Below are 26,823 nucleotides of genomic sequence, written 5' to 3' on the forward strand. Positions count from 1 at the left end.
AACCGAGGTACGCGGTGATTGATTTCCGACAGCTCCAAGCGCTCAGCGCGGTAGCCGCGGAGGGTTCCGTCGCGCGCGCGGCGAAGCGGCTGGGCTGGAGTCAGCCGACCGTCGACTATCACCTCAAGAACCTTGATCGCCTTGTCGGCACGGACCTGACGACGCGGAGTACCCGAGGCAGCAAGCTCACCACCGCGGGCAACCTCATGCTTGAACGCGGCGACGAGATCTTGAGCCTCGCTGATCGCGCGCTCACCGACGTGCGCGATCTGGCGCAGCTCGGCAAGATTCGCCTGCGCTTCGGCACCTTCCCGACGGCGGCCTCACGCCTACTCCCCGGCATCGCCAGCCGCGTCGCCGAACTCGGCATCGAACTCGACGCGACGCTCGAAGAGCTCGCGCCGCTCATCACCCGCATCAATCAGCACACGCTCGACGCCGCGCTCGTCTATGCCGCCGGCGGGTACCGGCTCCCGTTCCGCGCCGAGGTGCACACCACGCACCTGTTCACCGATCCCATGCTCATCGCGTTGCCCGCGACGCACCCCGCCGCGTCGCACACGTCGTTCGACCGGGAGGCGCTCCTCTCGCTCGCCGACGACAGCTGGGTCATGGGGTCGACGCCGGGCGATACGCTCGACGATCTCGTGCGCGAGCTCTTTCATGCCGAAGGGCTGCAGGTCAACGTCGCGATCCGCACCGACGACTACTCGGTGGTACTTGGACTCATCGCGGCGGGAATGGCCGTGGCACTCGTGCCGAGTCTCGTGAGGTTCAATCCTCCGGAGGGCGTGGTGCTGCGTCCCATCGACGATCCGCGATACGCGCGCGAACTTCTGCTTGCGGCGCCCGCCGGGCCAGGCGGCCCCTCAGCGGCCGTGCGCCAGCTCGCCGAGGCGGTGCGGCGCTCGATCAGTGCCCTCGGCTAACGCGTGACGGGGCGGGCAGGGCCAGACAGCACCCCGCCCGCCGAACGGGTCAGTGCCCGCCGTGTCCGCCCGAGGTCTCTTCGGGCTTCTTGATGAAGAATGCCAGCACGATCGGCACGACCGCGATGCACGCCGCGGTGAAGAACGCCGCGTGCGCACCCGGCGCACCCGCATCGGCGGTGGCGAGACCCTCGGCCTCACCGGCGTGCAAGAAGCTCGAGTAGATCGAGATCAGCACGGCGGTGCCCGCGGCACCGCCCACCTGCTGCAGCGTGTTCAGTGCGGCGGATCCGTGCGAGTACAGCGAACGCTCGAGCGAGCCGAGCGATGCCGAGAACAGCGGGGTGAACGAGCCCGCAAGACCCAGCGACATCGCGATCTGCACGATCATGAGGAACCACATCGGCGTGTGCGTGCCGACGGTCGAGTACACGAACATTGCCGCGGCGATCAAGATCGTGCCGGGCACGAGCAGCGTCTTCGGGCCGCGCGCATCGTAGATGCGCCCCATGACCGGCCCGAGGACGCCCATGAGCACCGAGCCCGGCAGCAGCACGAGGCCGGCCTGGGTCGGGTCGAGCCCCGCCACGTTCTGCAGGTACAGCGGCAGCAGCGAGAACGTGCCGAACATCGCCAGCGAGATGATCGCCATGATGATGACCGACAGCACATAGTTGCTCGAGCGGAACACGCGCAGATCGAGCAGTGCATCGTTCTTCTTCTGCAGCGCGAGCTGGCGCCACACGAACAGCGCGAGGAACACGACTCCGCCGCCGATGATGATGGCGGTCATCGCAGGGCCGCCCGTCGAGGCGCCGTGTCCGCCCAACTGGCTGAGCCCGAAGACGATGCCGCCGAAGGCGAGCGCCGAGAGCACGATCGACAGTACGTCGATCGGCGCGTGCGTGGTCTCGCCGAGATTGGTCATCCACTTGGCACCGAACAGCAGCGCGATGATCGCGATCGGCAGAATGATGCCGAAGAGCCAGCGCCACCCGAGCGTGTCGAGCACGACGCCCGACAGCGTCGGGCCGAGCGCGGGTGCGAGGCTGATCACGAGGCCGACACGCCCCATCATGCGGCCGCGCGATTGCGGCGGCACGACATTCATGACGGTCGTCATGAGCAGCGGCATCATGATGCCGGTGCCGGCCGCCTGCACGACGCGGCCGACGAGCAGCACGCTGAACCCGGGCGCGACGAGACAGATGAGCGTGCCGAGCACGAAGGTGGAAATGGCCGCCAGGAACACCTGACGGGTGGTGAAGCGCTGCAGCATGAAGCCAGTCGTCGGGATGACCACGGCCATGGTGAGCATGAAGGCGCTGGTGAGCCACTGCCCCAGCTCGGGCGGAATGCCGAGCGTGACGTTGAGCTCGGGAATGGCAATCGCCATCGTGGTTTCGTTCAGGATCGCGACGAACGCGGCGATCAGCAGCAGCCAGATGACCCGCATGCCTGCGGGGTCGATGGTGTCGCCCGCCGATTTCGGCGTGCGTACGGAAGCGGTATCGGGTGTCAAGAGTGGCACTCCTCGAGAAGACGACGCTGCCCCGGGCCAGGAGCGCGCGAAGCTCCTCGTAGGCAGACGTATGAGTCTAACCGAGATCCGCGGGTTTCCATTCCGCGGATCCCCAACTGTTTACGTTCCGAACGGATCGCCGAGTCGTGCGAGGAACTCCCGCGTCTCTGGGCGCTCGGGGTGCTCGAAGATCTGCTCGGGCGTGCCCGACTCGATGATGACACCGTTTTTCAGGTAGACCACCCGGTCGGCGACGCGCCGCGCGAACGACATTTCGTGCGTTGCCATCACGATCGTTGACCCAGCCTCTTTCAGCTCGCGCACCAGATCGAGTACCTCACCCACGAGCTGCGGATCGAGCGCGCTCGTAATCTCATCGAGCAGCAACAGTTCGGGATCGGTTGCGATCGCACGCGCGATCGCAACGCGCTGCTGCTGACCACCCGAGAGACGATCGGGGTACTCCCCCGATTTCTCGCCGAGCCCGATGCGGGTGAGCAGTTCGAGCCCGCGGCGCTCGGCCTCGGCTCGCGGCGTGCGGAAGACCTTTCGCGCGGCGAGGGTGACGTTGTCGAGCACGGTCATGTGCGGAAAGAGGTTGTAGTGCTGGAAGACGACGCCGATTCGAGCGCGCACGGTGTCGGCATCGGCACGCGGATCGGTGATGTCGTCACCGGCGAGCAGAATCCGCCCGTCATCGACTTGCTCGAGCAGATTCACCGTCTTCAGCAGCGTCGACTTCCCTGAACCTGACGCGCCGATCAGCACCACAGCCTCGTGCCGGCGCACGGTCAGATCGATGCCGCGGAGTACGGCCTGATCGCCGAAGCGCTTGACGACCCCCTGCACGTCGAGCACGGGGTCGGTTAGGTGATCCTGCGCGGTCACACCACACCTCCGATCTGTTCGCGTCGCTGTGCCCGGGCCGTCACCCAGTCGGTGATGCGAATGAAGGGCAGCGACAGCAGCACGAACAGCACCCCAGCGACGACATAGGGGGTGAAGTTGTAGGCGGACGCCGACTCGATCTGTGCGGCGCGCACCGCGTCGACCGCGCCGAGCACCGAGATGAGTCCGACGTCTTTCTGGAGCGAGACGAAGTCGTTCATGAGGGCGGGCGTGACCTTGCGCACGGCCTGCGGCAGCACGACGAGCCGCAGCGTCTTCGCGTGGCTGAGCCCCAGCGAGCGGGCCGCCAGACGCTGCGACGGGTGCACGGCGTCGATGCCGGCTCGAAGTACCTCAGCGATATAGGCCGAATAGCAGAGGATGAGGGCGGTCGCGCCCCAGAACTGCGCGGGAAGTCGCCCGGTCAGCTCGAGCCCGGGAATGCCGAAACCCACCAGGTACAGCACGAGCAGTACGGGGATGCCGCGGAAAATGTCGGTGTAGCCGGCCGCGAGCAACCGGATCGGGGTGAAGACTGGGCCGCGCAGCGTCCGAGCAATCGCGAGCAGCGTGCCCAGCACGGCCACGCCGATCACCGCGACGAACAGCACCTGGATGTTGAGCCACAATCCCTTGATCACGCGCGGGAAGGACTCGACCGCGACCTGCGGATCCAGGAACGTCTCGCGCACCCGCTCCCAGCCGGGGCTGTTCACCAGCACCAGCAGAATCAGCGTCGCGAACACGAGCGTGCTCGCGATGCTGATCAGGACCGACTGCTGCCCGCGCGACCGTCGGTACGCGCGTCGATCGAGCTCGATCTGGCTGACGCCGTCGAGCTGCGTGACCGACGAGCCGGCCCGATCAGGTGAGTGGGTCACCCGACAACTACTTCAGTACGGGAGCGCCCTGGTCGGCGATCCACTCGGCGGCGAGCTCATCGAGCGTGCCGTTCTCGCGCAGCGCGTCGACTGCCTTCGTGACGTCGGCGGTGAGCGCGGAGCCCTTGGGCAGCACGAAGGCGAAGTCATCGCCGCCCGACTGCGAATCGAGCTGGCCGACGATGACGCCGTCGTCGAGCTGGGCGTCTCGCACGTAGAACGCGCCCGGCAGGTCGGTGACCAGTGCGTCGATGGTGCCGTTCTTCAGTGCGGCGACGGTGTCGTCGACCGAGTTGAAGACCTGCAGTTCCTGGGTCGGCGCGATGATCTGCTCCGCGACCTCAAGCGAGGTGGTACCGGAGGCGACGCCGATGGTCGCGTTCTTCAGGTCGGCGATGCTCGTCGCTTTCGCGGCGTCCGTGCCACCCGCGGCGACGACGGCCTGCGTCGTCGTGTAGTACGGCGACGAGAAATCGACGGCCTGCTTGCGCTCATCGCTCACCGAGAACTGCTGAATGTTGAGGTCGAAATCTTTCGGCCCCGGCGCGATCGCGGCGTCAAAGCTGGTGCGCACCCACTCGACGTCGTCCTTCGCGTACCCGAGCTCATCGGCGACCGCGTAGGCAACCGCAGCTTCGAAACCTTCGCCGCTTTCCGGAGCATCATCAATCACCCACGGCGCGTAGGCGGGCTCACCCGTGGCGATGGTGAGCTTGCCCTCGGTCACCGCGCCGACACCGGCGTCATCGCCGGTCGCGCCGCTGGTGCATGCGGAAAGAGCGAGCATCGCTGCTGCGCCGACGGCGAGAGTCGAGGCGAGGCGTGACGTGCGGAACATGGAACTCCTTGGCTTCGGGCGGACGCGCAGGATCGCGGGCATCCGGACGGGGTTCATTCTACGAGACATCACCGGGCGTGATGAACGGATCGGTAACGCTCCTCGCCGCCGATGATCGTGCGCCGCGCCCGCCCGGCGCCGGCTTCGACGAGTTCGGCCAGCGCCGCATCGGGGTCGTGCACGGGAACTGCGAAGAATGCGAGGTCTGCCATGGCGCCGACGCCGAGCTGGCCGATGCGACGCTTACCCACGTTCAGCCCGAGTGCGGTCGCCCCGCCGAGGGTTGCCGCGCCGAACAGTCGCTGGTGCAGATCGTCGCCGCGGTATCCCTGCGCACGCGCGACCTGGTAGAGCTTGGCAACATCGGCGAGCAGGTCGAGCGACGGCGATGACGACAGCGAGTCGGTGCCGACCGCGATGGCGTTGCCCTCGCGGAGGTACGCGGCGACTGGGGGCATATCGAGCCCGATCACCTCATTCGACCGCGGGCAGAGTGCCACGCTCGTGCCGCGAGCGCGCAGCAGCGCGCGATCTTCGGCACTCACGTAGACGCCGTGCGCAATGTGGCAGTCGGGCCCGAGCACCCCAAGGTGGTCGACGAACTGCGTCGATGAGACACCGATGCCGTGCGACCGCAGCGCGCGAAAACTATCGGCGCCGAGTTCGGGCCAGGCCCCGTGCCCGCCCGGGCCGGCGCCCACGTAGCCGTCGATGCCGTCGAACTCGCGCTCCATGTGGGCCTCGGCGAGATGAATGTGCAGGCGCAACCCTTCTTCCCGCACGATGTCAGGAAGCTCGAGAAGCGGCTGCACCTCGAGCGAATAGGGTGCGTGCGGCGAGACGCCGGCGCCGGGAGGCGTCGGAATGTTCCGGATCTGCTCGCGCACGGCGTCCTTCGCCTCCGGGGTCCAGTCGGCGTTGTTCGCCCCGTAGACCTCCCAGTAGGCGATGCCGTGCATGCCCGCGTCGTGCAGTGCGCTGAGCGCTTCTCGGTCGGTCACGACGTCCGCCGCGGCGGTCACGCCCGCGGCGAGCGAGAGTTGAGCGCCCTCGGCTGCGGCCGCGGCCCAATCGTGCGACTCGCGGGCGTACACCGCGTCGAACGCATCGCCCCAGTGATCGAAGCCCGTGTAATTGCGGGCGGCGACTTCGCGCATTCCCGTGTACTGCAGATGCGTGTGCGCGTTGACCAGACCAGGTGCGAGCACCCCGTCCCAGCGCTCTTCCGTGAACGACGCACCCCGCTCGGCGAGCACCTCGAGCACCCACCGCCGATCGCCCACATGGACGATGCGGTCCTCCTGCACCGCGACCGCACCGTCGATGATGCGGGGGCTGGTCACTGGGAAGACGAGGGCCGCGCTGTAGACGACGATCGGTGCTCGAGGGTTCACCCGTTCGAGTGTAGGGCGTTCGGCTCCGATGCCCCCGCACGATAGCGGTGCACGGTCCAGTGCTGCGCGGCGCCCCCCGGTCGCGCGTCAACGGGCGACGGCTCGATCGAGGCCCCCAGCGCATCGAGTGCGGCACGGGCCACGCGATCCTCGGCATCGACCGACAGCGTGTGCAGTCGCGGCTCGGCGTCCTCGGACGCGATGAGTCGTGCGATCGCCGAGAGCTGGGTGGCGAACGACAAGTCCATGACCTCGATCGGGTTGCCCTCGGCTGCGGTGTAATTGATCCCGCCGCCGCACGCGAGCACTCGCGGGCCCGGGCCGTCGGTGCCCGGAGCGCGCCACTCCACGATGTCGGGGCCCACGATCGCCGCCCTCCAGCCCGCGTCGCGAAGCTCGTCCAGCGCGAGTTCGTCATCAATGCCGCCCGCGACCGCGACCACTGCGCCGGCCGGCATGAGCGCGAACGCGGCCGCACCGATCGTGTGCCACACACCCGTCGCACTGACCACCACGTCGGCAGTCGGAAGCGATGCCGCGGCGGTCGCGGCCTCGTACCCGTCGTGCACGGCCGACAGCGCGCGCACCGCATCGCGTTCGACGACCGTGATGCGAGCACCGAGTGCGGCGGCGAATCGTGCCACGCCCTGCCCCACCGGCCCGTACCCGTAGACGACCCAGTGCTCGCCCGCCACCCCGCGGTAGTCGTGCCCGGCGGCGTGATCGCGCACGTCTCCGATCGCGAAGACGCACGATTGGCCGGTGCCGATCCGGTTGTCGAAATCTGTTTTGGTGCGAGCGTCATTGACTGCGATCACCGGCACCCGAAGTGCACCGAGCGACGCCATCTCATGCACGGGTCGCACGCCGCTCGTCGTCTCTTCAGCGACGCCTCGCAGCGCCGCCAGCGCCGTGCGCCGCTCCGTGTGGGCGAGCCGCAGCAGGTGCGCCCCGTCATCGACGAGATAGGCCGGGGCCCAGTCGAGCAGTGCTGCGGCGTGCCGCGCGTCGACCTCGGCGACATTCGCGGCATCGACCGCGTATTGCGGGGCGAACACCGCGACACGGCCGTCACCCGCAAGCGCCGCAGCGATCTCGGGGTCGGTCTCCGACACCGCACTGAAGACCGCCACCTCGCATCCGGCATCGGCCAGCGTGCGGGCGAATGCCGCCGTCTTCGGTTCGAGAACGAGGCTCACGCCGATACGTGCGCCGTCGTCTCGGTGCGATGCCGCTGCGCGCACCTCGTCGGCGAGCGCCGCCGTTGCGGGCATGCCGGCGACCGCCCAGGCGATCCGCGACTCTGCGTCGGCTGCACGCACCGACTCCGTGAAACCGTCGAGCCCGATGCGCACGCCGGGGAGTCCATTCGAGCGGCCGCCGCGATCTGCGCTGACCGCAGAACTCTCTGCAGGATCGGCATGATCCACGAACGCGAAATCGACGTGGCCACCGGCCGTTCGCAGACGCACGCCCATGCCCCGAAGCACCCGCGTGAGTTCGTGTTGCAGCTCGGCGTCCGACATCGCAACGGAGGCGGTGCGCCCCGCGAGCAATCGGTTGCCGACGCGAGCTGCGGATCGCACCGCGCGTTCGCTGCGCAGTGCAGCAGTAGGATCACGGGTCACGGGTCTCCCCCTTCGAGTTCTTCGAGTCCTTCGCGTCTGGTGACGTGGACGCACCCGGTGTCGGCGACGCGGAGTCAGCAGCCGATTCCGCGTCATCCGACGCATCACGCCATTCCGCGCACGCCGCATCGGCGTCATCGGGCAACCCGAGTGCGGCACGCGCGGATGCGGCCGCACTCCCCACGTCTTCGGCACCTTCCCAGCGGTAGTCAAGCGCTTTTTCGGCGCTCAGCTGCGCGACGCGAGCCGCCTGGTCTTCGTCATCGTGCAGCGTGCGGGCGACCTCGGCGATGCTGTCGGCTGCAGCGTCTGGCCAGAGCGTGTTGGAGGCGGTGAGGGCAGACGCAGCTTCGGCACTCTGCTTCGCGACCGCGCGCATGCGATTCGCGAAGTCGGTGACGTCAACGTTCTCGGAGTCGCGGGAGTCGCTCTCGACGACACGATCCGCTTCCAACCGCAGGCGGTCCAGCGCGACATCGGCGTCGTCCCAGGCGGCGTTGACCGGGCACACCGCATCCAGATACTTCGCGCCGGCTTGCGACACCGTGAGCTCCTGCGGCTCCGGAGCCTCCTCAGCGCATCCGGTGAGGCCGCAGACCAGCATCATGGCGCCCAGCGGCACGAACACACGAAGCGATACACGCATGCCCCCCAGACTACTGACCACCTACTGACCGCGCGCCGCGCTCCGGCAGTAGGCTGACGCCATGTCGAGATATCAGAACGAAGCGGAAGCCGCCGCCGCCGGCTTCACCATCGTGCACGAACCGGAGCGCGCTCGCTATGCGGTGTATGCCGAGGGTGACCGTCTCGTCGGCGAAGCGCACTACTCGTTGCTCGGAGACGGCGAGATCGATTTCGACCACACCGTCGTTGCTCCCGATTTGCGCGGATCAGGCATCTCGGGTCTCCTCGCGCATCGCGCGGTCACCGGAGACGCGGTCGGTGCACGCAGCATTCGCGCATCGTGCTGGTTCATCGCCGGGTACCTCGAGCGACACCCCGAACTCGTCAGCGACGCGGGCTGACCGAACCGTTCGGAACGCGGGGCCCACCCGCGACCCGCTGGACTATTCGGCCCCGTCGCGATCCTTGCGCTTGAACATGCCCTTCTTCGCGGGCGGCGCGGAGTGCTGCTGCACGAGCGCCGTGAGATCTTTCTCGATCAACTGCTGAATGCGCTGATCGCGCTCGTCGCGGTACTCGTCGTTGTCGCCGCCACTGTAATAGGGATGCTGCGCGCGATCGGCGAGCGAGGTGCCGATTTCGTCCCAGGCCATGCTGCGCGCGCGTTCCGCCGCCGAGTCCAGGTACGCCTCGTCTGCCGCTCGCGCGCGCAGCTCTTCGGCGACCTTCTCGTACACTTCCTGGCGGTGGCGGAGTGTGCGATTGTCGTCGTTGCCGTAATCGGACTCGCTCCACGAGCTGCGACCGGTATCGCGAATCTCCCCGCGCATGCGCGCGATGTGCTGCGCATCCCGTTCCCGTTCGACCGCAAGATCGACGGTGGCTTCGCGCACCATGTCGACGATCTGCGCGGCGTCGTAATCAACGTGCTTCTTCAGCGCGTTCATGATGATCGCGTTCTTGACCGTCATGCGCACCGCGACATCGGCGACGAGAAGCCCCTGCTCGGCGATCTCTTCTACCGGCGCGAGCACGCGTCTCGGCAGCCGGCGGGGTGGGCGCGACGACTTCCGCTTGCGGTTCTTGAGCCAGCCGAACATCGCGCTCCTTCCCGGCCGTGGAGGCCACTCCGAATCATTATCGCGCATGCTCGGCCGGGTGCCCTGATTCCGGCAGGCTCACGGCGCGCCCAGCAGTGCCGGTGTCGTGCGGGGTGTTCGCCACGCACGACACGACGGGGTCGCCGGCTCAGGGTCGCGAACGTTCCGGCGTCGTCTCCAGAGACACCCACACCGATGCAGCTGCGGCCGGGCCGAGGCTGACGGCGGAAGCATCGTCTGACTCGGCAACGGCTTCGAGATCCCCGACACGCACCGTCACGGTCTCGGAGTACGGCTGCCCCGGGAGCACATGCAGAACCGCGTCGACCACGATGTCGCGACTCGCGAAAAACTGTAGCATGCCGTTGTCGGCATCAGAGATGCGCTCGACACGCACGCGACAGGGCGCGGGCGCCGCGATGAGCTGCACCGCATCGGGTCGGTGCACCGCCCCCGAAGCGCTCGGAATGGGATCGCCGTGGGGATCCCGCGTCGGAAACCCGAGCACGCGATCCATCCGATCGATCAACGCATCCGACACCGCGTGCTCGAGCCGGTCGGCCTCGTCATGCACCTCGTCCCACTCGTACTCGAGATGCCGCACGAGGAATGTTTCGATCAGACGGTGCCGACGGATCATCGACACGGCATGGACGCGGCCGAGATCAGTGAGAGTGACGCTGCCATAGCGGGCGTGCCCGACGAGCTCCAGGTCTGACAGCTTGCGGAGCGCATCCGAGACCGTGGAGAGCCGCACCCCCGCGGATTCCGCGATGGCCGAGTTCGATACGGGCGCGTCCGACCACTCCTGCAGCCCCCAAATCACCTTGAGGTAGTTCTGCATGCTCGGGGAGAGATCGTCGACGCTCACGTCATCAGAATACGTGCCCGGCATCAGCTCTCGATGATCCGGCACGCCTCACGTGGCCCTCATGGGCACCCGACTCCGCGAGAATCCGAGCGCGCAGATGCCGCAATGCCGCGTCGAACGCAGCATCGTCGGATCCGCCGAAACCGAGCACGAGACCGGCGATCCCGTTCGCCTCGCGGCGCTGCCAGTACCGGCTCAGCGCTTCCACCGCGAGACCCTCGTCACGTGCCGCAGCCGTGACCTGCGCCTCCCGGGCGTGCGAGATTTCTGGCGGATCCGTGAACTCGAGCACCGCATGCAGGCCGCCGTCCATGGGTCTCACGCGCGCTCCCGGAAGGCCCGCGAGGCGCTCGGAGACGAGGTCGCGACGCGCGGCATACCGCCGCAGCATGCGCGCCGTATGGCGTCTGAGCGCCCCACTTGCGAGATATCGGGCCAGTGCGTGCTGCACCACCCCCGAGACCGCAGACCCGAGCTCTGCCCGCACCGGCTCCATGCGGGCGCGCAGCGGCTGCGGCGCGATCAAGTACCCCGCGCCCAGCGCCGGTGTGAGGGTGCGCGAGAATGTGCCGAGCAGCACGACGACGCCGCGCTGCGGATCATCGAGTGCAGCGAGCGTGGGCAGCGGCTGCCCGGTGTAGCGCAGCTCTGAGTCGTAATCGTCTTCGACGACGACCACGCCCTCAGTGCGTGCCCAGGCCAGCAGTTCGCGTCTGCGCGTGAGCGGCAGCGATCCGCCCAACGGATACTGGTGGCTCGGTGTCACGATCACCGCATCGAGCATGCCGCGCGGCAGCCGCGACGTATCGAGGCCCTCATCGTCGGCCGGAAGCGCGACGATGCGCGCGCCCGCACGGGCCGCGACCCCGCGCAGCGAGGGCAGGCCGGGATCTTCGACGCCGACGACCAGCTCACGACCCCGATTGCCGCCGATCGACGTCAACAGCAACCAGAGCCCGTCACGAGTGCCCGCGGTGACGATCACGTCGCGGGGCGTGCGACGGGTGCCTCGCATGCGTCGGAGGTGATCCGCTATCTCGCTGCGCAATGCCGGTACGCCGAGCGGTGGTGCCGCCGTCGCGACTTCGTCGAACGCCGCCGCGGCGTCTTTCCACGCCGCCCGCCAAGCCGAACCCAGCACGCCATCGGTGATCGCGACGCCGGGAGCGAGCGGGGCCGGCGGCATCGATTCGAGTGGCGGCTCGGATGCTCCTGCACCCGTCGAAGCGTCTGCCGCGGCCACTCCTGCATCAGACCCCGCGCCCGACACCCATTCCGTCGGGGCGTCAGCGGGAACGAGATCGGGATTCACGCGCGTCGCGCGCCCCTGCGCCGCACTCAAGTACCCTTCGGCGATCAGCTGCTGGTAGGCGGCGACCACCACTCCGCGGGCAATACCGAGCCGGCTCGCGAGTTCACGCGTGGCGGGCACCGGCTCCCCCGGGCGCAGCGTCGCGGCATCGATCGCCAGACGCAGTGACGCCGCGAGCTGCACGGGCAGTGGCGAGCTCGCGTCGCGGTCGAGCGTGACCGGAAAGGAGGCGACGCCCCGACTTCCGCCGACGTCGCGCAGACGCCCCGACCGCTCCGACGCCGCGCTCATGCGTACTGCACGCCATCCGTGCCGAGACGTTCGCGCATGACCTCGGTCGCTGCAGGATTGTCATCGATGAGCACGAAGCGCCGATCGAGCTCGGCGGCGGCGGCCCCGGTGGTGCCGCTCCCCGCGAAGGGGTCGAGCACCCAATCGCCCGTGCGTGATGACGCCTGGATGATGCGGCGCATAATGCCGACCGGCTTCTGCGTCGGATACCCCGTGCGCTCTTTGCCCGTGGGCGACACGATCGTGTGCCACCACACATCGGTCGGCAGCTTGCCGAGCGCCGCTTTCTCCGGTGTCACGAGCCCTGGGGCCATGTACGGCTCGCGATCGACCGCATCAGCGTTGAACGTGTACCAATCGGGGTGCTTCGCGTACACCAGAATGTTGTCGTGCTTCGTCGGCCACTTGCGTTTCGTGCGCGCGCCGTAGTCGTATGCCCAGATCAGCTCGTTGATGAAGCACTCCGGGCCGAACAGCGCGTCGAGCAGCACCTTCGCGTAGTGCACCTCGCGATAGTCCAGGTGCACGTAGAGCAGCCCGTCGAGCGCGAGCAGCCGCCAGGCCTCTTCGATGCGCGGTTCGAGGAAATCCCAGTAATCGACGAATCGATCGTCGTAGGCGTGCGTCATCTCGCGGGTCACGCGATACCCCTGACCACGGAAGCCGAGTCGGTCACCCGAGTCGGGCGCCAAGGGGCCGGTCACGCGTGTGCCACGCACCCGCTCCGCTCGACGAGCGCGCCCCGTATTAAACGGCGGATCGAGGTACACCACCGCAAACGCCGCCGTCGGCAAGCCGCGCAGGATCGGCAGATTGTCGCCCTGCAGCACCCGGTTCGGCCCGTTCATGCTCCACGGTTCCATCACACTCTCAGGCTACCGCTCGTCGCAGATGTCGGTGCCACCCCGTACGGTAGAGCGCAACGCACACCGACGAAGGGAGCAGTTCATGGTGGGGCTCAGCATGATCACGATGGATACGGCCGATCCGCGCGCACTCGCCGGCTGGTGGGCCGAGCGACTCGGCGGTGAGATCGTGCATGAGGCGGATGGCTGGTTCTGTATCGTGCGCGCTCCTCAGCTCCCCGCGGCGATCGGCTTCCAAAAGGTCGACGACCCCACCGCGGGCAAGAACCGCTTGCATCTGGACTTCGACGTCGATCAGAGTGTCGACCGTGCCGCGCTCGTCACCGAGTGGGTGGCCGCGGGCGCTCGACATCTCGGGCGCCGAGGCGAGGCCGGATTCTCCTGGGACACGTTCGCCGACCCCGATGGCAACGAGTTCTGCATCGGCGATCCGCACTGAGTGTCGGGTCAGTTCACGCAGGGCGAAGCGTCGCCTCATCTTTTCGCGCCGCCGGGTCAAGCACCGCGGCGAGCACCTCGGGGCTGAGATCTTCAAGCCGCGCCGGGCTCCACCGGGGCGCGCGATCCTTGTCAATCACCTGCGCGCGCACGCCTTCGCGAAAGTCGGGCAGCGCACCGAGCCGACCGAGCACGCGCAGGTCATCGGCGAGCACCTGAGCGAGGTCGAGCCGCTCGTCACGGGTGCGTTCGATCTGCGCGAGTGTGATCGCCACGGAGGTCGGGCTCATGGCACGCATGATCTCTGCGGTGCTCACAGCTTCGGGCGAGCCCGCAGCGGCCAGCGCGTCGGCGAGTCGGAGCGCTGCTCCGGCCGGATCCGCAAACACCCTGCCCGGCGCTCCCCCGAGCGCCTGCTCAGCGATCGAATCCCACCATGCCTGCACCTCGAGCAGCGCCGAGGGCGGGGCTGGTTCCGCGAACCTCGCGACGACCGCCTCGACGTCCGTGAGTGCGTCGCCCGTGATCTCATCTTCTGCGGCGAGCGCATCAGCCAACGCGGGCAGACGTTCTGACGGCACGAATACGTCTGCGAATCCGAGCGCGATTGCGTCTCCCCCGGTCATTTCGCCTGCGGTCACCGCGAGAAATTCTCCGAGTCGCCCGGGTGCAGCCGCAAGCAGCAGGTGCCCGCCGACATCGGGCACGATTCCGATCCGCACTTCGGGCATGGCGAGTCGGCTGCGCTCCGTGACGATGCGCACTGCGGCATGGCCGGCCAGTCCGATGCCGCCTCCCATGGTGATGCCGTCCATGACCGCGACAACGGGCACCGATGCGGTCGCAATCGCCGCGTCGACGGCGTATTCGCTCGACAGAATGGCGCGGGTGTCTCCGCTCGAGATCTCTTTGACATCGCCTCCGCCGCAGAAGCCGCGTTCGCCGGCGCCGTCGAGCAGAATTGCCCGAGATCCGTCGTGCTGCGCCGTCGACAGCGCCGCGTCGAGCAGCGCGAACATCTCACTCGTCAGCGCGTTGATCGCTCGCGGTCGGTTCAGCGTCACGTGGGTGATCGCACCGATGCGACGGGCGATCACGAGTGGCGGCTGCGGCGAGCCGGGGGCGGCGTGGGTGGGTGCGGCGCTCATGGCAGCACCGTATCACCGCTCCAGCCGGCGCCGGGGCGTGCTCACGGCGTCGGGCGATGCGCGTCGTAGCGCTGGAATCCCGGTGCCGCCCGCAGCAGGACCAGCATGATGCCGAGGATCACGATCCCTCCGAAGAGCGGGGGCGCCCAGAGTGCGATCGCGGTCGCGATACCGCCCGCCAGGAGGTCGCCCACGCGGGGGCCGCCCGCCACCACCACGTAGAAGAGCCCCTGCATGCGCCCGCGCACGTCGTCAGGTGCGGCCGCCTGCAGAATCGTCGTGCGGAACACGGCGCTCACGTTGTCGGCGGCACCGGTGCCCGCCAGTGCGAGACCCGCCCAGACGATCGCGGGGATGATCGCGTGGTCGATGCGATCCTCGGTGCCAGCGGAGAGCGCGGTGATGAGCAGCACGAGGCCGAAGAGCGCGGTGAAGACGCCGAAGCTCGCGACGGCCAGCGTGACCGCGCGCCCTTGCCGCCGCACCGAGCCCAGCGGGCCCGAGAACAGCCCGCTTACGAGCGAGCCCAGCGCGAAGGCGGCGGTCAATGCGCCGACGGTGACCGGGCCGCCGCCGAGCACCAGTGCTCCCGCTGCCGGGAATACGACGCGCGGGGTACCGAAGATCATCGCGACCAGATCCCAGATGAACGTCGCGCGGACGTTCGGTGCGCGCTTCAAGAATCTGAGGCTGCCGATGATCGAGCTCCAGCCCGGCGAGACCCGGTTCCCCTCGGGCGCCATGCGCGGCAGGCTGAGAATGCCGAGGAATGCGGCTGAGAACAGCACGACGTCGAGCAAGTATGTCCAGGGCACACCCACGCTCGCCACGAGCACTCCGGCCACCGCCGGGCCAACGGTGATCGCGAGCCCCATGGTGATGCCGCTCAGCGCCGCGGCGGCGGGCAGCAACTGCGCGGGCAGCAGCCGCGGCAGCATCGCGCCGCGGGTGGCACCCATGATGGTTGCCGAGGCCGCGTTGACGGCGGCGAGCGCGTAGTACGGCCAGGTCTGCTGCACGTCGACGAACGCAATCACGGCCATCGTGCCGATGCTGGCCCAGGCGACGACGGCCGTGACGAGTGCCACGAGTCTCCGGTCGAATGCGTCGGCGAGGGCACCGCCCACGAACCCCGCCAGAATCATCGGCCCGAGTGCCCACAGGGCGACGAGCGAGACGGCGAAGGTCGAGTGGGTCAGTTCATAGATGTGCAGCCCGACCGCGACGATGGTGACCTGCGCACCGATTTGCGCGATGGATGTTCCGGTCCAGAGCTTCGCGAACGCCGGACTCGCGCGGAGCGGCGTCGTGTCGACCAGCAACGACCGCAGGGAACGACGGCGGCGTTCGGGGACATCACTCACCGCACCAGACTAGACGGCGCCAGGTCAGTACCCGTCACCGGCGGTCACATCGTCGGCGGCATCGAAGCACGGCGAGGCCGACGCGAATCGCACGGTGCCGGTATCGACGTCGGTCGTGATGTGCAGGCGCGTTCGTGTCTCGGGGTCACTGGCGATGATGCTCGGCGTGCGCATGACGTCGCTGTCGCCCTGCACATTCCACGCGTTCTCGGTGAGGCGGGCCTGCAGATCTGCGATGACCTGATCCGCTCGCACCGATTCGCGCAGCTGCACGGTCGTGCCTCCGCGCCACCGATACTCACGGGAGTTGCACGGTTCGATCGTTCCGGTGTTCGCCTGTTCGATGGTGGCGACCGCATCGGGCGCGAGCAGACCCACCGCGACGGTCTCGAGGCGCTGCGCCTCCCGCTTGGCGACCTGCCAGGCTGCCTCGGGGCGCGTGGTCGGCGTCGTGGCACTCGTCGATTCGGGTTCCAGCGCACTACACCCGGAGAGCAAGATCACGGCCGCAGTGACCGCTGTGAGGGTTCGGTGGTGGCGTATGCGCATCGCGTGCTCCTCGAAAATCATCGGTGGCGGTGCTCAGCGCCCCATCCCGAATCGCTCGCACGATCGCAGGCTCCCCCACGTTCTTGAGCCCGATCACTTCCCAATCTAGGGGTTCGCCGTCTCGCCTCGCAATGCGTCCGCCTGGCAGTGTGCCGCACGCGTGATGGGGGCGATCACAGATAGTCTCGAGCCATGTTCGACGACCGCTATGACCTCGACCCCGTCGCTCGCATGAAGCCGCGTCGCGGGCCCGTCGAACGCCGTGAGGTGCCGCTCGCAAAAGGTCTCGTCGTCGAGCACACGGAATCGGAGTGGTGCGGCGCGATCGTCGGAGCGCGTGAGGGCCTGGTGCAGCTCGAGGACTTCCGCGGCAAGGTGCGCGCGTTCCCGCTGACCGATGGGTTCCTGATCGACGGCGTGCCGGTGCAGCTCGTGCGACCAGCGGCTCGCCCTGCGGGTCGGCAGCGCACCGCTTCCGGGTCCTTCGCCGCTCCGCAGCAACGGGCGCGCGTCGCGATGCCGAGTCGCATCTTCGTGGAGGGCAAGCACGACGCCGAGCTGGTGGAGCAGGTGTGGGGCGACGATCTCCGCGTGGAGGGCGTCGTCGTCGAGCTCCTCCAGGGGGCCGACAACCTCGAACAGGTGCTGGCCGAATTCGGGCCGGCTGCCGATCGACGGGCGGGGGTGCTGCTCGATCACCTGGTGACCGGCAGCAAAGAAACGAGGATCGCCGATGCGATCGCGCGCGGACCCCACGGCGGGCACGTACTCATCGTCGGCCACCCCTTCGTTGACATCTGGCAGGCGGTGAAACCCGAGCGGGTCGGGTTGCAGGAATGGCCGGTGATCCCGCGCAGCATCGAATGGAAGTCGGGGATCTGCCGAGCGCTCGGGTGGCCCGGTGACGAACCCGCGGATATCGCCGACGCCTGGTCGCGCATCCGCGGTCGGGTGCGCGGTTTCCGCGACCTGGAGCCGGAACTCGTCGGCCGGGTGGAGCACCTGATCGACTTCGTCACCGTCGGGTGACGCCCAGAGCGATCACACGGCTGCGCGCGCGTATTCTGGAGGAGTTGGATCTCTGAGGAGGTTGCGGTGACTCGACCGATGTTTGTGCTCATGCCCCAGTGGCAGGGATCCCCGTCGACGCGAGCGATGCAGCTCGCCGAGGGGGCCGAAATGCTTCGCGACGACCTCCCGGCCTCGGCGTTGCGCGAGGTGCAGGTGCCGCTCGAGGCGGGTGATGCGATGGGAACTCCGGTCGCGCGCCTCAGCAGCCTGATCCGCGCGCGAGATGCAGCACGCGCCGAACTGCAGCCGGTGCACGCCGACGGGCGCCCGCCCATCATCGTCGGCGGCGATTGCGCGACATCCTTGCCCGGCCTCGAGGCGGCATCGCGAACCTTCGAGCGCCTCGCCGTGCTGTGGTTCGACGCCCACCCCGATCTGCAGCATCCGAGTACTTCTCCCTCCGGCGCGGCCTCCGGCATGACCCTGCGCCACGCGCTCGGCGATGGAGCACCCGACCTCGTGTCGAGCTCGCCGCTGGATCCGGCGACGGTCACGCTCGTCGGCGCACGTGCGATCGATCCCGAGGAAGACGATGAACTCGCATCGCGCGGTCTGCACCTGCTGCAGATCGACAGCTTCGCCGACGACCCCACAGCTGCGCTCGTCTCGGCGATCCGCGAGCGCATCGCCGGGGCCGACGCCGTCTACGTGCATCTCGATCTCGACGTGCTCGACCCGGCCGAGTTCGGCTCGGTGCACGCGCCAGTGCCATTCGGGCTCACCGTCGCTCAGCTGACGGACGCGATCCGCGCCGCTGTGAGCTCGGTGCCGCTGGCGGGTGCGGCGATCTGCGAATTCGCCCCGGCAGACCGCGACCGCGGCGCCGAAGATCTGCCGACGGTACTTCGCATCTTGGCCGCCCTGACATCTGCGTCGGGCCCCCGAGTCGCCGGATCCGACGCGTGACCCGGGGCACCCGCCGAGCCTGGCCGCTCGCCCGACTCGGGTATGCCTACGCCACCGCCGTCGGTTTCATTTGGGGCGCGATCTGGAGCCAGGGACGCATCGAACGACGCGACGGGCTGTGGGTGTTCCAGGGCATGCCGAAGTGGACATTCGGGCGCGGTGGCAGTTGCGTCGGCGGGTGCTACCTCACCGATCGCAACGTCTCCGAACGCGTACTGCGGCACGAACGCGTGCACCGCGAGCAATGGCGGCACTATGGCATGGCGATGCCGATCCTCTACGCGCTCGCGGGCCGCGACCCCCTGCGCAATCGCTTCGAGATCGAGGCCGGTCTGCGCGACGGCGGTTACGTCCGCGACGCATAGACTGCCAGCATGAGCGCTCCTTCGGCACCCGATTCCGACGACGAGTTCCGATTTCTCGATGGCGATGCCGCTCGAGTCGGCCGCACCACCCCGCTGCCGCCGGTCTCCCGAGTGACTGCGAGCACGGCGGATCACCGAACAGTCAGCGGGCTCAGCTTCGACGGTGCGTTCGCACCCGAGCTCGTGACGCTGCACGGCGCCGGCCTCAACGCGCACAGCTTCGATCCGATGCTGCTGGCGCTCGACCGCCCCGCGCTCGCACTCGATCTGCCCGGACACGGGCGCAGCTCATGGCGCGACGACGCCGATTACCGACCGGATCACCTCGCGGTCGACATCGCGGACGCCATCGAGCATCTCGCGCCCGAACCCGTCATCCTGCTCGGCCACTCCCTCGGGGGTTTGGCTGCCGCGCTTACTGCCGCGGCACGACCGGAACTTGTACGTCAGGTGATCCTCGTCGATATGACTCCCGGTGTCTCACCGGCGCGCGACGCCGGGGTCGTGCGCGAGTTCATTCAGGGCCAGCGCGACTTCGGCAGCATCGCCGAGATCGTCGAACGCGCCGAGCGGTTCGGCATCGGCCGCGACCGCACCGCGCTCACCCGTGGCGTGACGCTGAATACGCGACTGCGGCCCGACGGACGCCTTGAGTGGACGCACCACCTGGCGCATCTCGACGGGCTTCCCGCCGCGGGCAACCCGGAAGATCCGCAGCCGTACGCGCAGATCTGGGCGTCGCTCGAATCGCTTGACGTGTCCCTCGCGCTCATCGCGGCGTCAGACGGCATGCTCACGACAGATCACCTGGACCAGTGGCGCGAGGCGCTGCCGCACAGCGCAGTCATCACGTTGACTGGCCCCCACAACCTCCACGAGGCGGCTCCGCGCGAACTGGCGGATGCCGTTCGCAGCCTGATGCAGGGCTGACCAGCGCCCGCCCGCTCAGGTCACACGACCGCGCCGGGCTCCTCGGCTTGCAGGCTCCGCAGAATCGCGTTGCGCAGGTCGACAGGCGGGCAGTTGCTATCCCGTTCTTCGGCGCACGCGCGTTTGACGACACTCGTGAGCTGTTCGCACACGTGCTGTTCGTTCTGGCACGACGAGCACTCGGCGATGTGCTCTCTGATCGGCGCCGATTCTTCCGCGCAGAGCTCGCCGCGGAGCAGCTCGTACAGATTCGCCTTGGCCTGCTCGCAATCACTCATCGCGCTGCTCCCTTCTTCGTCGGTTTCGTTCCCGCATTGAGTCCAACGCCCTGCTCGTTCGCGTATTCCCCGAGGGTCTTCCGCAATCGTGCCCGGCCGCGGTGCAATCGACTCATCACCGTGCCGATCGGCACCTCCGCGATGTCAGCGATCTCTTGGTAGCTGAAGCCTTCGACGTCGGCCAGATAGACCGCCATGCGGAAGTCTTCGGGCAGCGCGTTGAGCGCCTGCGTCACGACCGAGTCGGGCGTGCGGTCGATCGCTTCGGCCTCGGCCGATCGAGATGACATGGCGGTCGTCGATTCGGCTCCGCCCAGCTGCCAGTCCTCGAGCTCGTCAACCGCCCCCAGATGCGGCTCCCGCTGCTTCTTGCGGTAGGTATTGATGTAGCTGTTCGTCATGATGCGGTACAGCCACGCCTTGAGGTTGGTTCCCTCCTGGAACGACGCGAACGCGGAGAACGCTTTCAGGTAGGTCTCCTGCACCAGATCCTGCGCATCCTGAGGGTTTCGCGTCATTTTCATAGCTGCGCCGTACAGCTGATCGAGCATCGGAAGCGCCTCCGATGTGAAGCGCTGTTCCAGCTTCGCCTGCGCTGCGGTATCACTCACACTCTCGATCCTACTGTCGAGCACGACCGGTAGACTCGACGACGATGCTGATCGCGAAGATGAACCCCGGAAAAGACGGCGAAGGAACGGGCACCGGAGAGGGTGTCGAGGGTGCTGCCGCGCACTGGCCGGCGCCGGTCGCCGAGGGCGCGCTGCACGCGACCGTGGCGCTCCCGGGGTCGAAGTCGTTGACCGGCCGAGAGCTCGTACTTGCGGCGCTCGCCGACGGGCCGGGCCTGCTGCAGGCACCCCTGAAATCCCGCGATTCCGCGCTCATGGTCGATGCACTCCGCTCGCTCGGCACCGAGATCGAGGAGATCCCCGCTGCGCACGGCGCAGATCCCGACCTGCGGGTCACACCGGCCGCCGAACTTACGGGGTCGACCACCATCGAGTGCGGGCTCGCGGGCACCGTCATGCGATTCGTGCCTCCCGTCGCCGCGCTCGCGCTCGGCCCCGTCGCGTTCGACGGCGATCCCTACGCGCGCAAGCGTCCCATGCGCCCCGTGCTCGACGCGCTGCGCGCACTCGGCGTCGACATCGCCGACGAGGGCCGCGGAGCGCTCCCCTTCACGGTGCACGGCACCGGCGGTGTGCGCGGCGGCCGAGTCGAACTCGATGCCTCGCTCTCGAGCCAGTTCGTTTCGGCATTGCTGCTCACGGGGGCCCGTTTCTCCGAGGGCGTGCACGTCGTGCACACGGGCGACCGCCTGCCGAGCCTGCCGCACATCGAGATGACCCTTGCCGCACTGCGGGCCCGCGGAGTCTCGGTCGAGACACCTGCCGTCGGCGAATGGATCGTGCACCCCGGGGCGATCCGGGCCGCCGATGTCACGATCGAGCCCGATCTGTCGAACGCCGCACCGTTCCTGGCCGCCGCGATCGCCGCTGGCGGTTCCGTCACCGTGCCGCTCTGGCCGACCGAGACGACGCAGGTGGGCGACCTCTTGCGCACACTTTTGCACGCAGAGTTCGGAGCCGAGGTGCAGCACGGGGCCGACGGATCGCTCACGGTGCGCGGCGACGGCAACGTTCCGGGAGTGTCAATCCACGTTCCCGAGGCCGGTGAACTTGCCCCGACTCTGATCGGGCTCGCCGCGCTCGCGGCGCACGGTACCGACGGCACCGACGGAGCACCCAGCGAGATCACGGGCATCGGGCATATCCGTCATCACGAGACGGATCGTATCGCCGCGCTCGTCGCAGAAATCAACGCGCTCGGGGGCAACGCGTCAGAGCTCGAAGACGGCATCGCGATCCGGCCCGCCGCACTGCACGGGGGCGTCTGGCACAGCTACGCCGACCATCGCATGGCAACCACCGGGGCGCTCATCGGCCTCCGTATTCCCGGCGTCGAGGTCGAAGACGTCGCCTCCACGGCGAAGACCCTCCCCCGCTTTACCGAGCTCTGGGACCGCATGCTCACCCGCCCGTCGACCACGGAGACCAGAGGCGCAGCGATCGACGTCGCCTTCGAGGCGGGCTCCACCGTTGCTCCCCACCTCGGGGCGCTTGGCCGGGCCGCTCGCGGGTTCCTCGAAGGGATCTGACCGCGTGAGCTGGCTGACTCCCGACGACGATGACGGCGATGATCCGTACGCCGCATACGCCGACCACCAGGTACGTCAACGCCCGAATCCGAAGGCGAACCGACCGCGCACGAAGCGTCGGCCCGAGCACGCGGATGCAGTCATCGGCATGGTGACCGCGGTCGACCGGGGCCGCTACACCGCACTCGTCGACGCCGCAGCCGACCCGTCGAATCCGCACGAGCGCTCCGTGCTCGCCTCGCGTGCACGCGAACTGCACCGCACCCCCATCGTCATCGGAGACCGCGTGCAACTCGTCGGCGACACCTCGGGTGACGAGGGCTCGCTTGCGCGCATCGTCGGCGTCGAAGAGCGACGCACCCTGCTGCGCCGCAGCGCAGACGACAGCGACCGCGTCGAACGCGTGATGGTGGGCAACGCCGACCAGATGCTGATCGTCGTGGCCGCGGCGAACCCGGAACCGCGGGTGCGACTCGTCGACCGCTATCTCGTGGCCGCGTACGACGCCGGCATCACTCCCCTCATCTGCATCACCAAGGTCGACCTCGCCGACCCGGGGCCGTTCCTCGACCACTTCGCCGCACTCGAAGTACCCGTCTTCCGTTCCGCACCCGACGCCTGGCCGCTCGCCGAGATCCGCGAGTCGCTCGCCGGGCGCACCACCGTGTTCGTCGGGCACTCCGGCGTCGGAAAATCCACGCTCATCAACGCCCTCGTACCCGAAGCCGACCGTGCGACGGGGCATGTCAACGAAGTGACCGGGCGCGGTCGGCACACGTCGTCATCGTCGGTCGCGCTGCGCGCCCTGACACCGGGTGCCGCCGGCGGCGATACGGGATGGGTCATCGACACACCAGGCGTCCGTTCGTTCGGCCTCGGGCACGTCACCGCCGAGGGCATCTTGCGGGGGTTCACCGACCTCGCGCAGATTATCGACGAGTGCCCTCGCGGGTGCACGCATCAAGACGACGCCCCCGACTGCGAGCTCGACGTCGCTGTCGCAGACGGGCGCCTCGATGCAGCCGGCGCGGCCCGCGTCGAATCGCTGCGCCGCCTCTTGAAGTAGTCGTTCTTCTGCATAGATGCTCTGCGCACTGCTTCGCCTCTGTGCGAGAGCTGCTGCCCTGCGCGCACCGAAACAATGCCGGCCGCTAGGCTGGCAGCATGACTGATCGCGTAGTGCTCGAAGCCGGCCAGCAGGCCCCCGATTTCACCCTCCTCGACCAAGACGGCAACACCCGCGCGCTTGCGCAGTACCAGGGCAAGCGCGTCATCCTCTTCTTCTACCCCGAAGCGATGACCCCCGGATGCACGAAAGAGGCGTGCGACTTCCGCGACTCCACCGCACCGCTCGAAGCCGCGGGCTACCACGTGCTCGGTGTCTCCCGTGATGCCGTCGAAAAGCTGCGCCGCTTCGCCGACCGTGACGGTCTCGAGTACCCACTGCTGAGCGACCCCGACGCCGCAGTGCACCACGCCTACGGCGCCTTCGGCGAGAAGAACAACTACGGCCGCATCGTCGAGGGCGTGATTCGATCGACCTTCGTCATCGACGAGTCGGGCACGATCACGCACGCGCTGACGAACGTGAAGGCCACGGGACACGTCGCGCGCTTGCGCAAGCTCCTCGAGGTGTAGAACCGCGCGCGCTCCCACGTCGCGAATGCACCCCTTTCTCCCGAACGCACCGCGCGCTCCACGCCGCGCGCGCTCTCACCGCGAACGCACCCCTTTCTCCCGAACGCACCGATGTTTTACAGGTCCGTTCGGGAGAAAGGGGTGCGTTCGCGTGTGGGCGCGCGCGTAGCCCAGCGCACAGTGAGCAAATACACCCCAGCGCGCAGGTGCACCCAGGGCGCAGGGCAGCGGCGCGGTTCAGCCGTGCAGGGCCGCGTCGTACTCGACCCGCGGATCCGGCCGCGAGATCACGGCCGCGGCGAACCCGAGCAGCGCGATCGCGACCAGGCCGAAGCCGAACTGCCACGACCCGATCCCGAGCTGCAAGCAGCCGGTACCCGCCGCGAAGAGCAGCACGTGCAGGGTCAGGGCAGAGCCGCGCACCCAGCTCGGGCGGCCGCGCACCGCGGCGACGGCGGTGACGACGACCCACACGAACGCGATCACGGCCATGAGTACCAGGCTGATGTTCTGCGCAATGGGGCCGGCCGAGCGCACTGCCGCGACCAGCGCGAAGACGGAGACACCCGCGAGCAGGAGCGATTCCAGCACGAGCAGCACCCGCAGCACGCGCCACCCCAACCGTGAACGGGGGTGATCAGCAGGTGTCTGAGGCATTGCGGCTCGCTTTCCAATCAATTGCAGGTTACCTATTGATTTGCATCTATTTCCGTGAAACTATATAACCCGTCGAGTATCGCGCACACCGACGTGAGCATTCTCAGCCACGTATTAGGTAGTTACGGCGCGAATTCTAGGCTATCCGGTCTCCGGAGTGTTCGCGTGCGTGCGTTACAGAGGAGGACCCCATGGATTGGCGTGAACAGGCAGCGTGTCTCACCGTAGACCCGGAGTTGTTCTTCCCGGTCGGGAATACCGGCCCCGCGGTGGAGCAGATCGAGCGCGCGAAGTCAGTGTGCGCACGATGCACCGTCACCGAGATGTGCTTGCAGTACGCCATGGACACCGGCCAGGATTCGGGCGTCTGGGGCGGGCTGAGCGAAGATGAGCGCCGCGCGCTCAAGCGCCGCGCCGCACGCGCGCGCCGCGCCTCCTAGTCGCAGCAACGCAAAGGGGGTCCGGGTTCTCACTGAGAACCCGGACCCCCTTTGCGTGCGCGGCACAGACCGCCCTACTCCCCCGTCCGAGCTACCCAATTCGCGGATTGAGGTAACTTCGGACCAGTGTTGCGACCTCAATTGACGTCAGCACTGGTCCGAAGTTACCCCGATCGCATGTAGGCGCTGGGGCGCCCACAGCGCAGCTGCAGCGCAGCGCCGCCGCGAACCCCACAACGCCGCAGCGGGGCGCGACCCGAAGGTCGCACCCCGCTGCGATCAGCGAACCCGCTGCAGATCAGTCGGTGCCGGCGTCGAACGCGGCCGACAGGCCGAGCTCGTCAGCGTCTTCGTCGATGCCGCCGACGGCGTTCGCGATCTCGGATGCGCCGCCCTGCTCGAGCTGGCCGACGAGACCCGCGATCGAGCCGCCGACGAGGCCGAGCTGCGCGTACTGCTCAAGGCGCTGACGCGAGTCGGCGATGTCGAGGTTGCGCATGGTGAGCTGGCCGATGCGGTCTTCGGGGCCGAACGCCGCGCCCACGGTGCGCTCCATCGAGAGCTTCTCGGGATGGTAGCTGAGGCTGGGGCCCTCGGTGTTGAGGATGGTGTAGTCGTCACCGCGGCGCAGGCGCAGCGTGACCTCGCCGGTGATCGCCGAACCGACCCAGCGCTGCAGCGCTTCGCGCAGCATGAGCGACTCGGGGTCGAGCCAGCGGCCCTCGTACATCAGGCGGCCGAGCTTGCGGCCGTCGGTGTGGTAGCTCGCGAGCGTGTTCTCGTTGTGGATCGCGTTGACGAGGCGCTCGTAAGTGATGTGCAGCAGCGCCATGCCCGGGGCCTCGTAGATGCCGCGCGACTTCGCCTCGATGATGCGGTTCTCGATCTGGTCGGAGGCGCCGAGACCGTGACGGCCGCCGATGGCGTTCGCCTCGAGCACGAGCGCTACCGGATCGTCGTACTCGACGCCGTTGATCGCGACGGGGCGGCCAGCCTCGAAGCGCACCGAGACCTCTTCGGTGGCAATCTCAACGTCTTCGCGCCACGCAGCGACGCCCATGATCGGATCGACGATGTCAAGGCCGGCGTCGAGGAACTCGAGCTTCTTCGCTTCGTGCGTCGCGCCCCAGATGTTCGCGTCAGTCGAGTACGCCTTCTCGGTCGCGTCGCGGTACGGGTAGCCGTTGGCGACGAGCCACTCGCTCATCTCATGACGGCCGCCGAGCTCTTCCACGAACGTCTTGTCGAGCCACGGCTTGTAGATGCGCAGCGCGGGGTTGGCCATGAGACCGTAGCGGTAGAAGCGCTCGATGTCGTTGCCCTTGTAGGTCGAGCCGTCGCCCCAGATGTCGACGCCGTCTTCCTTCATCGCGCGCACGAGGAGCGTGCCGGTGACGGCGCGACCGAGCGGCGTGGTGTTGAAGTAGGTCTTGCCGCCCGAGCGCACGTTGAACGCGCCGGTCTGCAGCGCGACGAGTCCCTCTTCGACGAGCGGGCGCTTCGCATCGACGTGACGCGCGATCTCGGCGCCGTACTCCTTGGCGCGGCCCGCGACACCGTCGATGTCGGGCTCGTCGTACTGACCGATATCAGCGGTGTACGTGCAGGGCACCGCGCCCTTCTCGCGCATCCAGGCGACGGCACAGGAGGTATCGAGACCGCCGGAGAAGGCGATGCCGACGCGCTCGCCCACGGGAAGGGAAGAAAGAACCTTGGACATGCTCTCTATCC

The 26,823-nt window shown here is 68.2% G+C and carries 29 protein-coding genes; 11 read left to right on the forward strand and 18 right to left on the reverse strand.

From position 1 onward, the window contains the following. Positions 1–14: 14 nt before the first annotated feature. On the forward strand, positions 15–929 hold the full coding sequence (locus CH42_RS11895; RefSeq protein ID WP_075205381.1) for a LysR family transcriptional regulator: 915 nt from the start codon (positions 15–17) through the stop codon (positions 927–929). Between the two features lie 49 nt (positions 930–978). On the opposite strand, the gene CH42_RS11900 is transcribed toward CH42_RS11895, so the two are convergent. The 7 genes from CH42_RS11900 to CH42_RS11930 all read right to left on the reverse strand — a co-directional run bounded on the left by CH42_RS11900 (position 979) and on the right by CH42_RS11930 (position 8,726). Then, on the reverse strand, positions 979–2,451 hold the full coding sequence (locus CH42_RS11900; protein ID WP_053353339.1) for an MDR family MFS transporter: 1,473 nt from the start codon (positions 2,449–2,451) through the stop codon (positions 979–981). A gap of 120 nt (positions 2,452–2,571) precedes the next feature. Continuing rightward, on the reverse strand, positions 2,572–3,339 hold the full coding sequence (locus tag CH42_RS11905; protein ID WP_053353340.1) for an amino acid ABC transporter ATP-binding protein: 768 nt from the start codon (positions 3,337–3,339) through the stop codon (positions 2,572–2,574). Then, a complete protein-coding gene (locus CH42_RS11910) occupies positions 3,336–4,220 on the reverse strand; it encodes an amino acid ABC transporter permease (protein ID WP_053353341.1) in 885 nt (294 codons plus the stop codon). The genes CH42_RS11905 and CH42_RS11910 overlap by 4 nt, the downstream gene beginning before the upstream one ends. Positions 4,221–4,227: 7 nt before the next feature. After that, a complete protein-coding gene (locus tag CH42_RS11915) occupies positions 4,228–5,058 on the reverse strand; it encodes an ABC transporter substrate-binding protein (protein WP_053353342.1) in 831 nt (276 codons plus the stop codon). A gap of 68 nt (positions 5,059–5,126) precedes the next feature. Beyond that, complete coding sequence (locus CH42_RS11920; RefSeq protein WP_053353343.1) at positions 5,127–6,452, reverse strand: amidohydrolase family protein; 1,326 nt, start codon at positions 6,450–6,452, stop codon at positions 5,127–5,129. Beyond that, positions 6,449–8,080, reverse strand: a complete 1,632-nt coding sequence (locus tag CH42_RS11925) for an adenosylhomocysteinase (RefSeq protein ID WP_239684032.1) — start codon at positions 8,078–8,080, stop codon at positions 6,449–6,451. Before CH42_RS11925 ends, CH42_RS11920 begins: the two co-directional genes overlap by 4 nt. After that, a complete protein-coding gene (locus tag CH42_RS11930; RefSeq protein ID WP_156322546.1) occupies positions 8,070–8,726 on the reverse strand; it encodes a hypothetical protein in 657 nt (218 codons plus the stop codon). The genes CH42_RS11925 and CH42_RS11930 overlap by 11 nt, the downstream gene beginning before the upstream one ends. Before the next feature lie 61 nt (positions 8,727–8,787). Here CH42_RS11930 and CH42_RS11935 point away from each other — a divergent pair, with 61 nt between their 5' ends. After that, on the forward strand, positions 8,788–9,108 hold the full coding sequence (locus tag CH42_RS11935; RefSeq protein WP_053353345.1) for a GNAT family N-acetyltransferase: 321 nt from the start codon (positions 8,788–8,790) through the stop codon (positions 9,106–9,108). Positions 9,109–9,150: 42 nt separating this feature from the next. On the opposite strand, the gene CH42_RS11940 is transcribed toward CH42_RS11935, so the two are convergent. The 4 genes from CH42_RS11940 to CH42_RS11955 all read right to left on the reverse strand — a co-directional run bounded on the left by CH42_RS11940 (position 9,151) and on the right by CH42_RS11955 (position 13,144). Then, a complete protein-coding gene (locus CH42_RS11940) occupies positions 9,151–9,807 on the reverse strand; it encodes a hypothetical protein (RefSeq protein ID WP_053353346.1) in 657 nt (218 codons plus the stop codon). A 148-nt stretch (positions 9,808–9,955) separates the two neighbouring features. Beyond that, a complete protein-coding gene (locus tag CH42_RS11945) occupies positions 9,956–10,678 on the reverse strand; it encodes a metal-dependent transcriptional regulator (protein ID WP_082309438.1) in 723 nt (240 codons plus the stop codon). A gap of 4 nt (positions 10,679–10,682) precedes the next feature. Next, positions 10,683–12,281 carry a MocR-like pyridoxine biosynthesis transcription factor PdxR gene (pdxR, locus tag CH42_RS11950; protein WP_075205358.1) on the reverse strand — a complete coding sequence of 533 codons (1,599 nt, stop codon included), beginning with the start codon at positions 12,279–12,281 and terminating at the stop codon, positions 10,683–10,685. After that, complete coding sequence (locus CH42_RS11955; protein WP_053353348.1) at positions 12,278–13,144, reverse strand: DNA-methyltransferase; 867 nt, start codon at positions 13,142–13,144, stop codon at positions 12,278–12,280. The genes pdxR and CH42_RS11955 overlap by 4 nt, the downstream gene beginning before the upstream one ends. Positions 13,145–13,229: 85 nt before the next feature. Here CH42_RS11955 and CH42_RS11960 point away from each other — a divergent pair, with 85 nt between their 5' ends. Beyond that, the gene (locus CH42_RS11960) at positions 13,230–13,586 is read left to right on the forward strand and encodes a VOC family protein (protein ID WP_053353349.1); all 357 of its coding nucleotides are present in this window, start codon (positions 13,230–13,232) and stop codon (positions 13,584–13,586) included. A 13-nt stretch (positions 13,587–13,599) separates the two neighbouring features. Here the strand turns inward: CH42_RS11960 and CH42_RS11965 are convergent, their stop codons facing one another. Genes CH42_RS11965 through CH42_RS11975 form a run of 3 tightly spaced genes read right to left on the reverse strand, consistent with a single transcriptional unit; the run spans position 13,600 to position 16,646 of the window. Beyond that, entirely contained in the window at positions 13,600–14,733 is a 1,134-nt protein-coding gene (locus tag CH42_RS11965) for an enoyl-CoA hydratase/isomerase family protein (RefSeq protein ID WP_053353350.1), read from the reverse strand. Positions 14,734–14,774: 41 nt separating this feature from the next. Then, the gene (locus CH42_RS11970) at positions 14,775–16,097 is read right to left on the reverse strand and encodes an MFS transporter (RefSeq protein WP_082309417.1); all 1,323 of its coding nucleotides are present in this window, start codon (positions 16,095–16,097) and stop codon (positions 14,775–14,777) included. Positions 16,098–16,121: 24 nt separating this feature from the next. Beyond that, on the reverse strand, positions 16,122–16,646 hold the full coding sequence (locus CH42_RS11975; protein ID WP_156322547.1) for a hypothetical protein: 525 nt from the start codon (positions 16,644–16,646) through the stop codon (positions 16,122–16,124). Between the two features lie 192 nt (positions 16,647–16,838). Here CH42_RS11975 and CH42_RS11980 point away from each other — a divergent pair, with 192 nt between their 5' ends. The 4 genes from CH42_RS11980 (at position 16,839) to CH42_RS11995 (ending at position 19,918) form a co-directional block, all read left to right on the forward strand. Further along, entirely contained in the window at positions 16,839–17,675 is an 837-nt protein-coding gene (locus CH42_RS11980; protein ID WP_053353352.1) for a DUF3097 family protein, read from the forward strand. Between the two features lie 66 nt (positions 17,676–17,741). Then, complete coding sequence (locus CH42_RS11985) at positions 17,742–18,623, forward strand: arginase family protein (RefSeq protein ID WP_075205359.1); 882 nt, start codon at positions 17,742–17,744, stop codon at positions 18,621–18,623. Continuing rightward, the gene (locus CH42_RS11990; RefSeq protein ID WP_239684033.1) at positions 18,620–18,988 is read left to right on the forward strand and encodes a Fe-S oxidoreductase; all 369 of its coding nucleotides are present in this window, start codon (positions 18,620–18,622) and stop codon (positions 18,986–18,988) included. The genes CH42_RS11985 and CH42_RS11990 overlap by 4 nt, the downstream gene beginning before the upstream one ends. Before the next feature lie 9 nt (positions 18,989–18,997). Further along, positions 18,998–19,918: an alpha/beta fold hydrolase gene (locus tag CH42_RS11995; protein WP_053353355.1), complete on the forward strand. Its 921-nt coding sequence runs from the start codon at positions 18,998–19,000 to the stop codon at positions 19,916–19,918. Positions 19,919–19,938: 20 nt separating this feature from the next. On the opposite strand, the gene CH42_RS12000 is transcribed toward CH42_RS11995, so the two are convergent. Both CH42_RS12000 and CH42_RS12005 read right to left on the reverse strand, forming a co-directional pair. Further along, on the reverse strand, positions 19,939–20,196 hold the full coding sequence (locus tag CH42_RS12000; RefSeq protein WP_053353356.1) for a zf-HC2 domain-containing protein: 258 nt from the start codon (positions 20,194–20,196) through the stop codon (positions 19,939–19,941). Beyond that, the gene (locus CH42_RS12005; RefSeq protein WP_156316697.1) at positions 20,193–20,807 is read right to left on the reverse strand and encodes a sigma-70 family RNA polymerase sigma factor; all 615 of its coding nucleotides are present in this window, start codon (positions 20,805–20,807) and stop codon (positions 20,193–20,195) included. Before CH42_RS12005 ends, CH42_RS12000 begins: the two co-directional genes overlap by 4 nt. Before the next feature lie 44 nt (positions 20,808–20,851). On the opposite strand from CH42_RS12005, the gene aroA reads away from it, so the two are divergent. From aroA to bcp, 3 genes are all read left to right on the forward strand, one after another. Beyond that, positions 20,852–22,357 carry a 3-phosphoshikimate 1-carboxyvinyltransferase gene (gene aroA / locus CH42_RS12010; RefSeq protein ID WP_053353358.1) on the forward strand — a complete coding sequence of 502 codons (1,506 nt, stop codon included), beginning with the start codon at positions 20,852–20,854 and terminating at the stop codon, positions 22,355–22,357. Between the two features lie 4 nt (positions 22,358–22,361). Further along, on the forward strand, positions 22,362–23,423 hold the full coding sequence (gene rsgA, locus CH42_RS12015; protein WP_053353623.1) for a ribosome small subunit-dependent GTPase A: 1,062 nt from the start codon (positions 22,362–22,364) through the stop codon (positions 23,421–23,423). A gap of 98 nt (positions 23,424–23,521) precedes the next feature. Beyond that, entirely contained in the window at positions 23,522–23,995 is a 474-nt protein-coding gene (gene bcp, locus CH42_RS12020; protein WP_053353359.1) for a thioredoxin-dependent thiol peroxidase, read from the forward strand. A gap of 237 nt (positions 23,996–24,232) precedes the next feature. Here bcp and CH42_RS12025 read toward each other — a convergent pair whose 3' ends face one another. Next, positions 24,233–24,652, reverse strand: coding sequence for a hypothetical protein (locus CH42_RS12025; protein WP_053353360.1), 420 nt, complete (start codon positions 24,650–24,652; stop codon positions 24,233–24,235). Positions 24,653–24,843: 191 nt separating this feature from the next. Between CH42_RS12025 and CH42_RS12030 the strand changes: the two genes are divergently transcribed. Then, positions 24,844–25,092 carry a WhiB family transcriptional regulator gene (locus CH42_RS12030; RefSeq protein WP_010156721.1) on the forward strand — a complete coding sequence of 83 codons (249 nt, stop codon included), beginning with the start codon at positions 24,844–24,846 and terminating at the stop codon, positions 25,090–25,092. Positions 25,093–25,390: 298 nt separating this feature from the next. Here the strand turns inward: CH42_RS12030 and argG are convergent, their stop codons facing one another. Continuing rightward, positions 25,391–26,812 carry an argininosuccinate synthase gene (gene argG / locus CH42_RS12035; RefSeq protein WP_053353361.1) on the reverse strand — a complete coding sequence of 474 codons (1,422 nt, stop codon included), beginning with the start codon at positions 26,810–26,812 and terminating at the stop codon, positions 25,391–25,393. Positions 26,813–26,823: the final 11 nt, after the last annotated feature.

Source organism: Leucobacter musarum subsp. musarum, assembly GCF_001273845.1.
Classification (GTDB): Bacteria; Actinomycetota; Actinomycetes; order Actinomycetales; family Microbacteriaceae; genus Leucobacter; species Leucobacter musarum.

Coding starts and splice junctions, on each gene's coding strand:
- CH42_RS11955 (WP_053353348.1), bottom strand. CDS start 13,144: ATGGAACCGTGGAGCATGAACGGGCCGAACCGGGTGCTGCAGGGCGAC.
- CH42_RS11930 (WP_156322546.1), bottom strand. CDS start 8,726: ATGCGTGTATCGCTTCGTGTGTTCGTGCCGCTGGGCGCCATGATGCTG.
- argG (WP_053353361.1), bottom strand. CDS start 26,812: ATGTCCAAGGTTCTTTCTTCCCTTCCCGTGGGCGAGCGCGTCGGCATC.
- bcp (WP_053353359.1), top strand. CDS start 23,522: ATGACTGATCGCGTAGTGCTCGAAGCCGGCCAGCAGGCCCCCGATTTC.
- CH42_RS12030 (WP_010156721.1), top strand. CDS start 24,844: ATGGATTGGCGTGAACAGGCAGCGTGTCTCACCGTAGACCCGGAGTTG.
- CH42_RS11965 (WP_053353350.1), bottom strand. CDS start 14,733: ATGAGCGCCGCACCCACCCACGCCGCCCCCGGCTCGCCGCAGCCGCCA.
- CH42_RS12025 (WP_053353360.1), bottom strand. CDS start 24,652: ATGCCTCAGACACCTGCTGATCACCCCCGTTCACGGTTGGGGTGGCGC.
- CH42_RS11940 (WP_053353346.1), bottom strand. CDS start 9,807: ATGTTCGGCTGGCTCAAGAACCGCAAGCGGAAGTCGTCGCGCCCACCC.
- CH42_RS11915 (WP_053353342.1), bottom strand. CDS start 5,058: ATGTTCCGCACGTCACGCCTCGCCTCGACTCTCGCCGTCGGCGCAGCA.
- CH42_RS11995 (WP_053353355.1), top strand. CDS start 18,998: ATGAGCGCTCCTTCGGCACCCGATTCCGACGACGAGTTCCGATTTCTC.
- pdxR (WP_075205358.1), bottom strand. CDS start 12,281: ATGAGCGCGGCGTCGGAGCGGTCGGGGCGTCTGCGCGACGTCGGCGGA.
- CH42_RS11975 (WP_156322547.1), bottom strand. CDS start 16,646: ATGCGCATACGCCACCACCGAACCCTCACAGCGGTCACTGCGGCCGTG.
- aroA (WP_053353358.1), top strand. CDS start 20,852: ATGCTGATCGCGAAGATGAACCCCGGAAAAGACGGCGAAGGAACGGGC.
- CH42_RS11980 (WP_053353352.1), top strand. CDS start 16,839: ATGTTCGACGACCGCTATGACCTCGACCCCGTCGCTCGCATGAAGCCG.
- CH42_RS11960 (WP_053353349.1), top strand. CDS start 13,230: ATGGTGGGGCTCAGCATGATCACGATGGATACGGCCGATCCGCGCGCA.
- CH42_RS12000 (WP_053353356.1), bottom strand. CDS start 20,196: ATGAGTGATTGCGAGCAGGCCAAGGCGAATCTGTACGAGCTGCTCCGC.
- CH42_RS11935 (WP_053353345.1), top strand. CDS start 8,788: ATGTCGAGATATCAGAACGAAGCGGAAGCCGCCGCCGCCGGCTTCACC.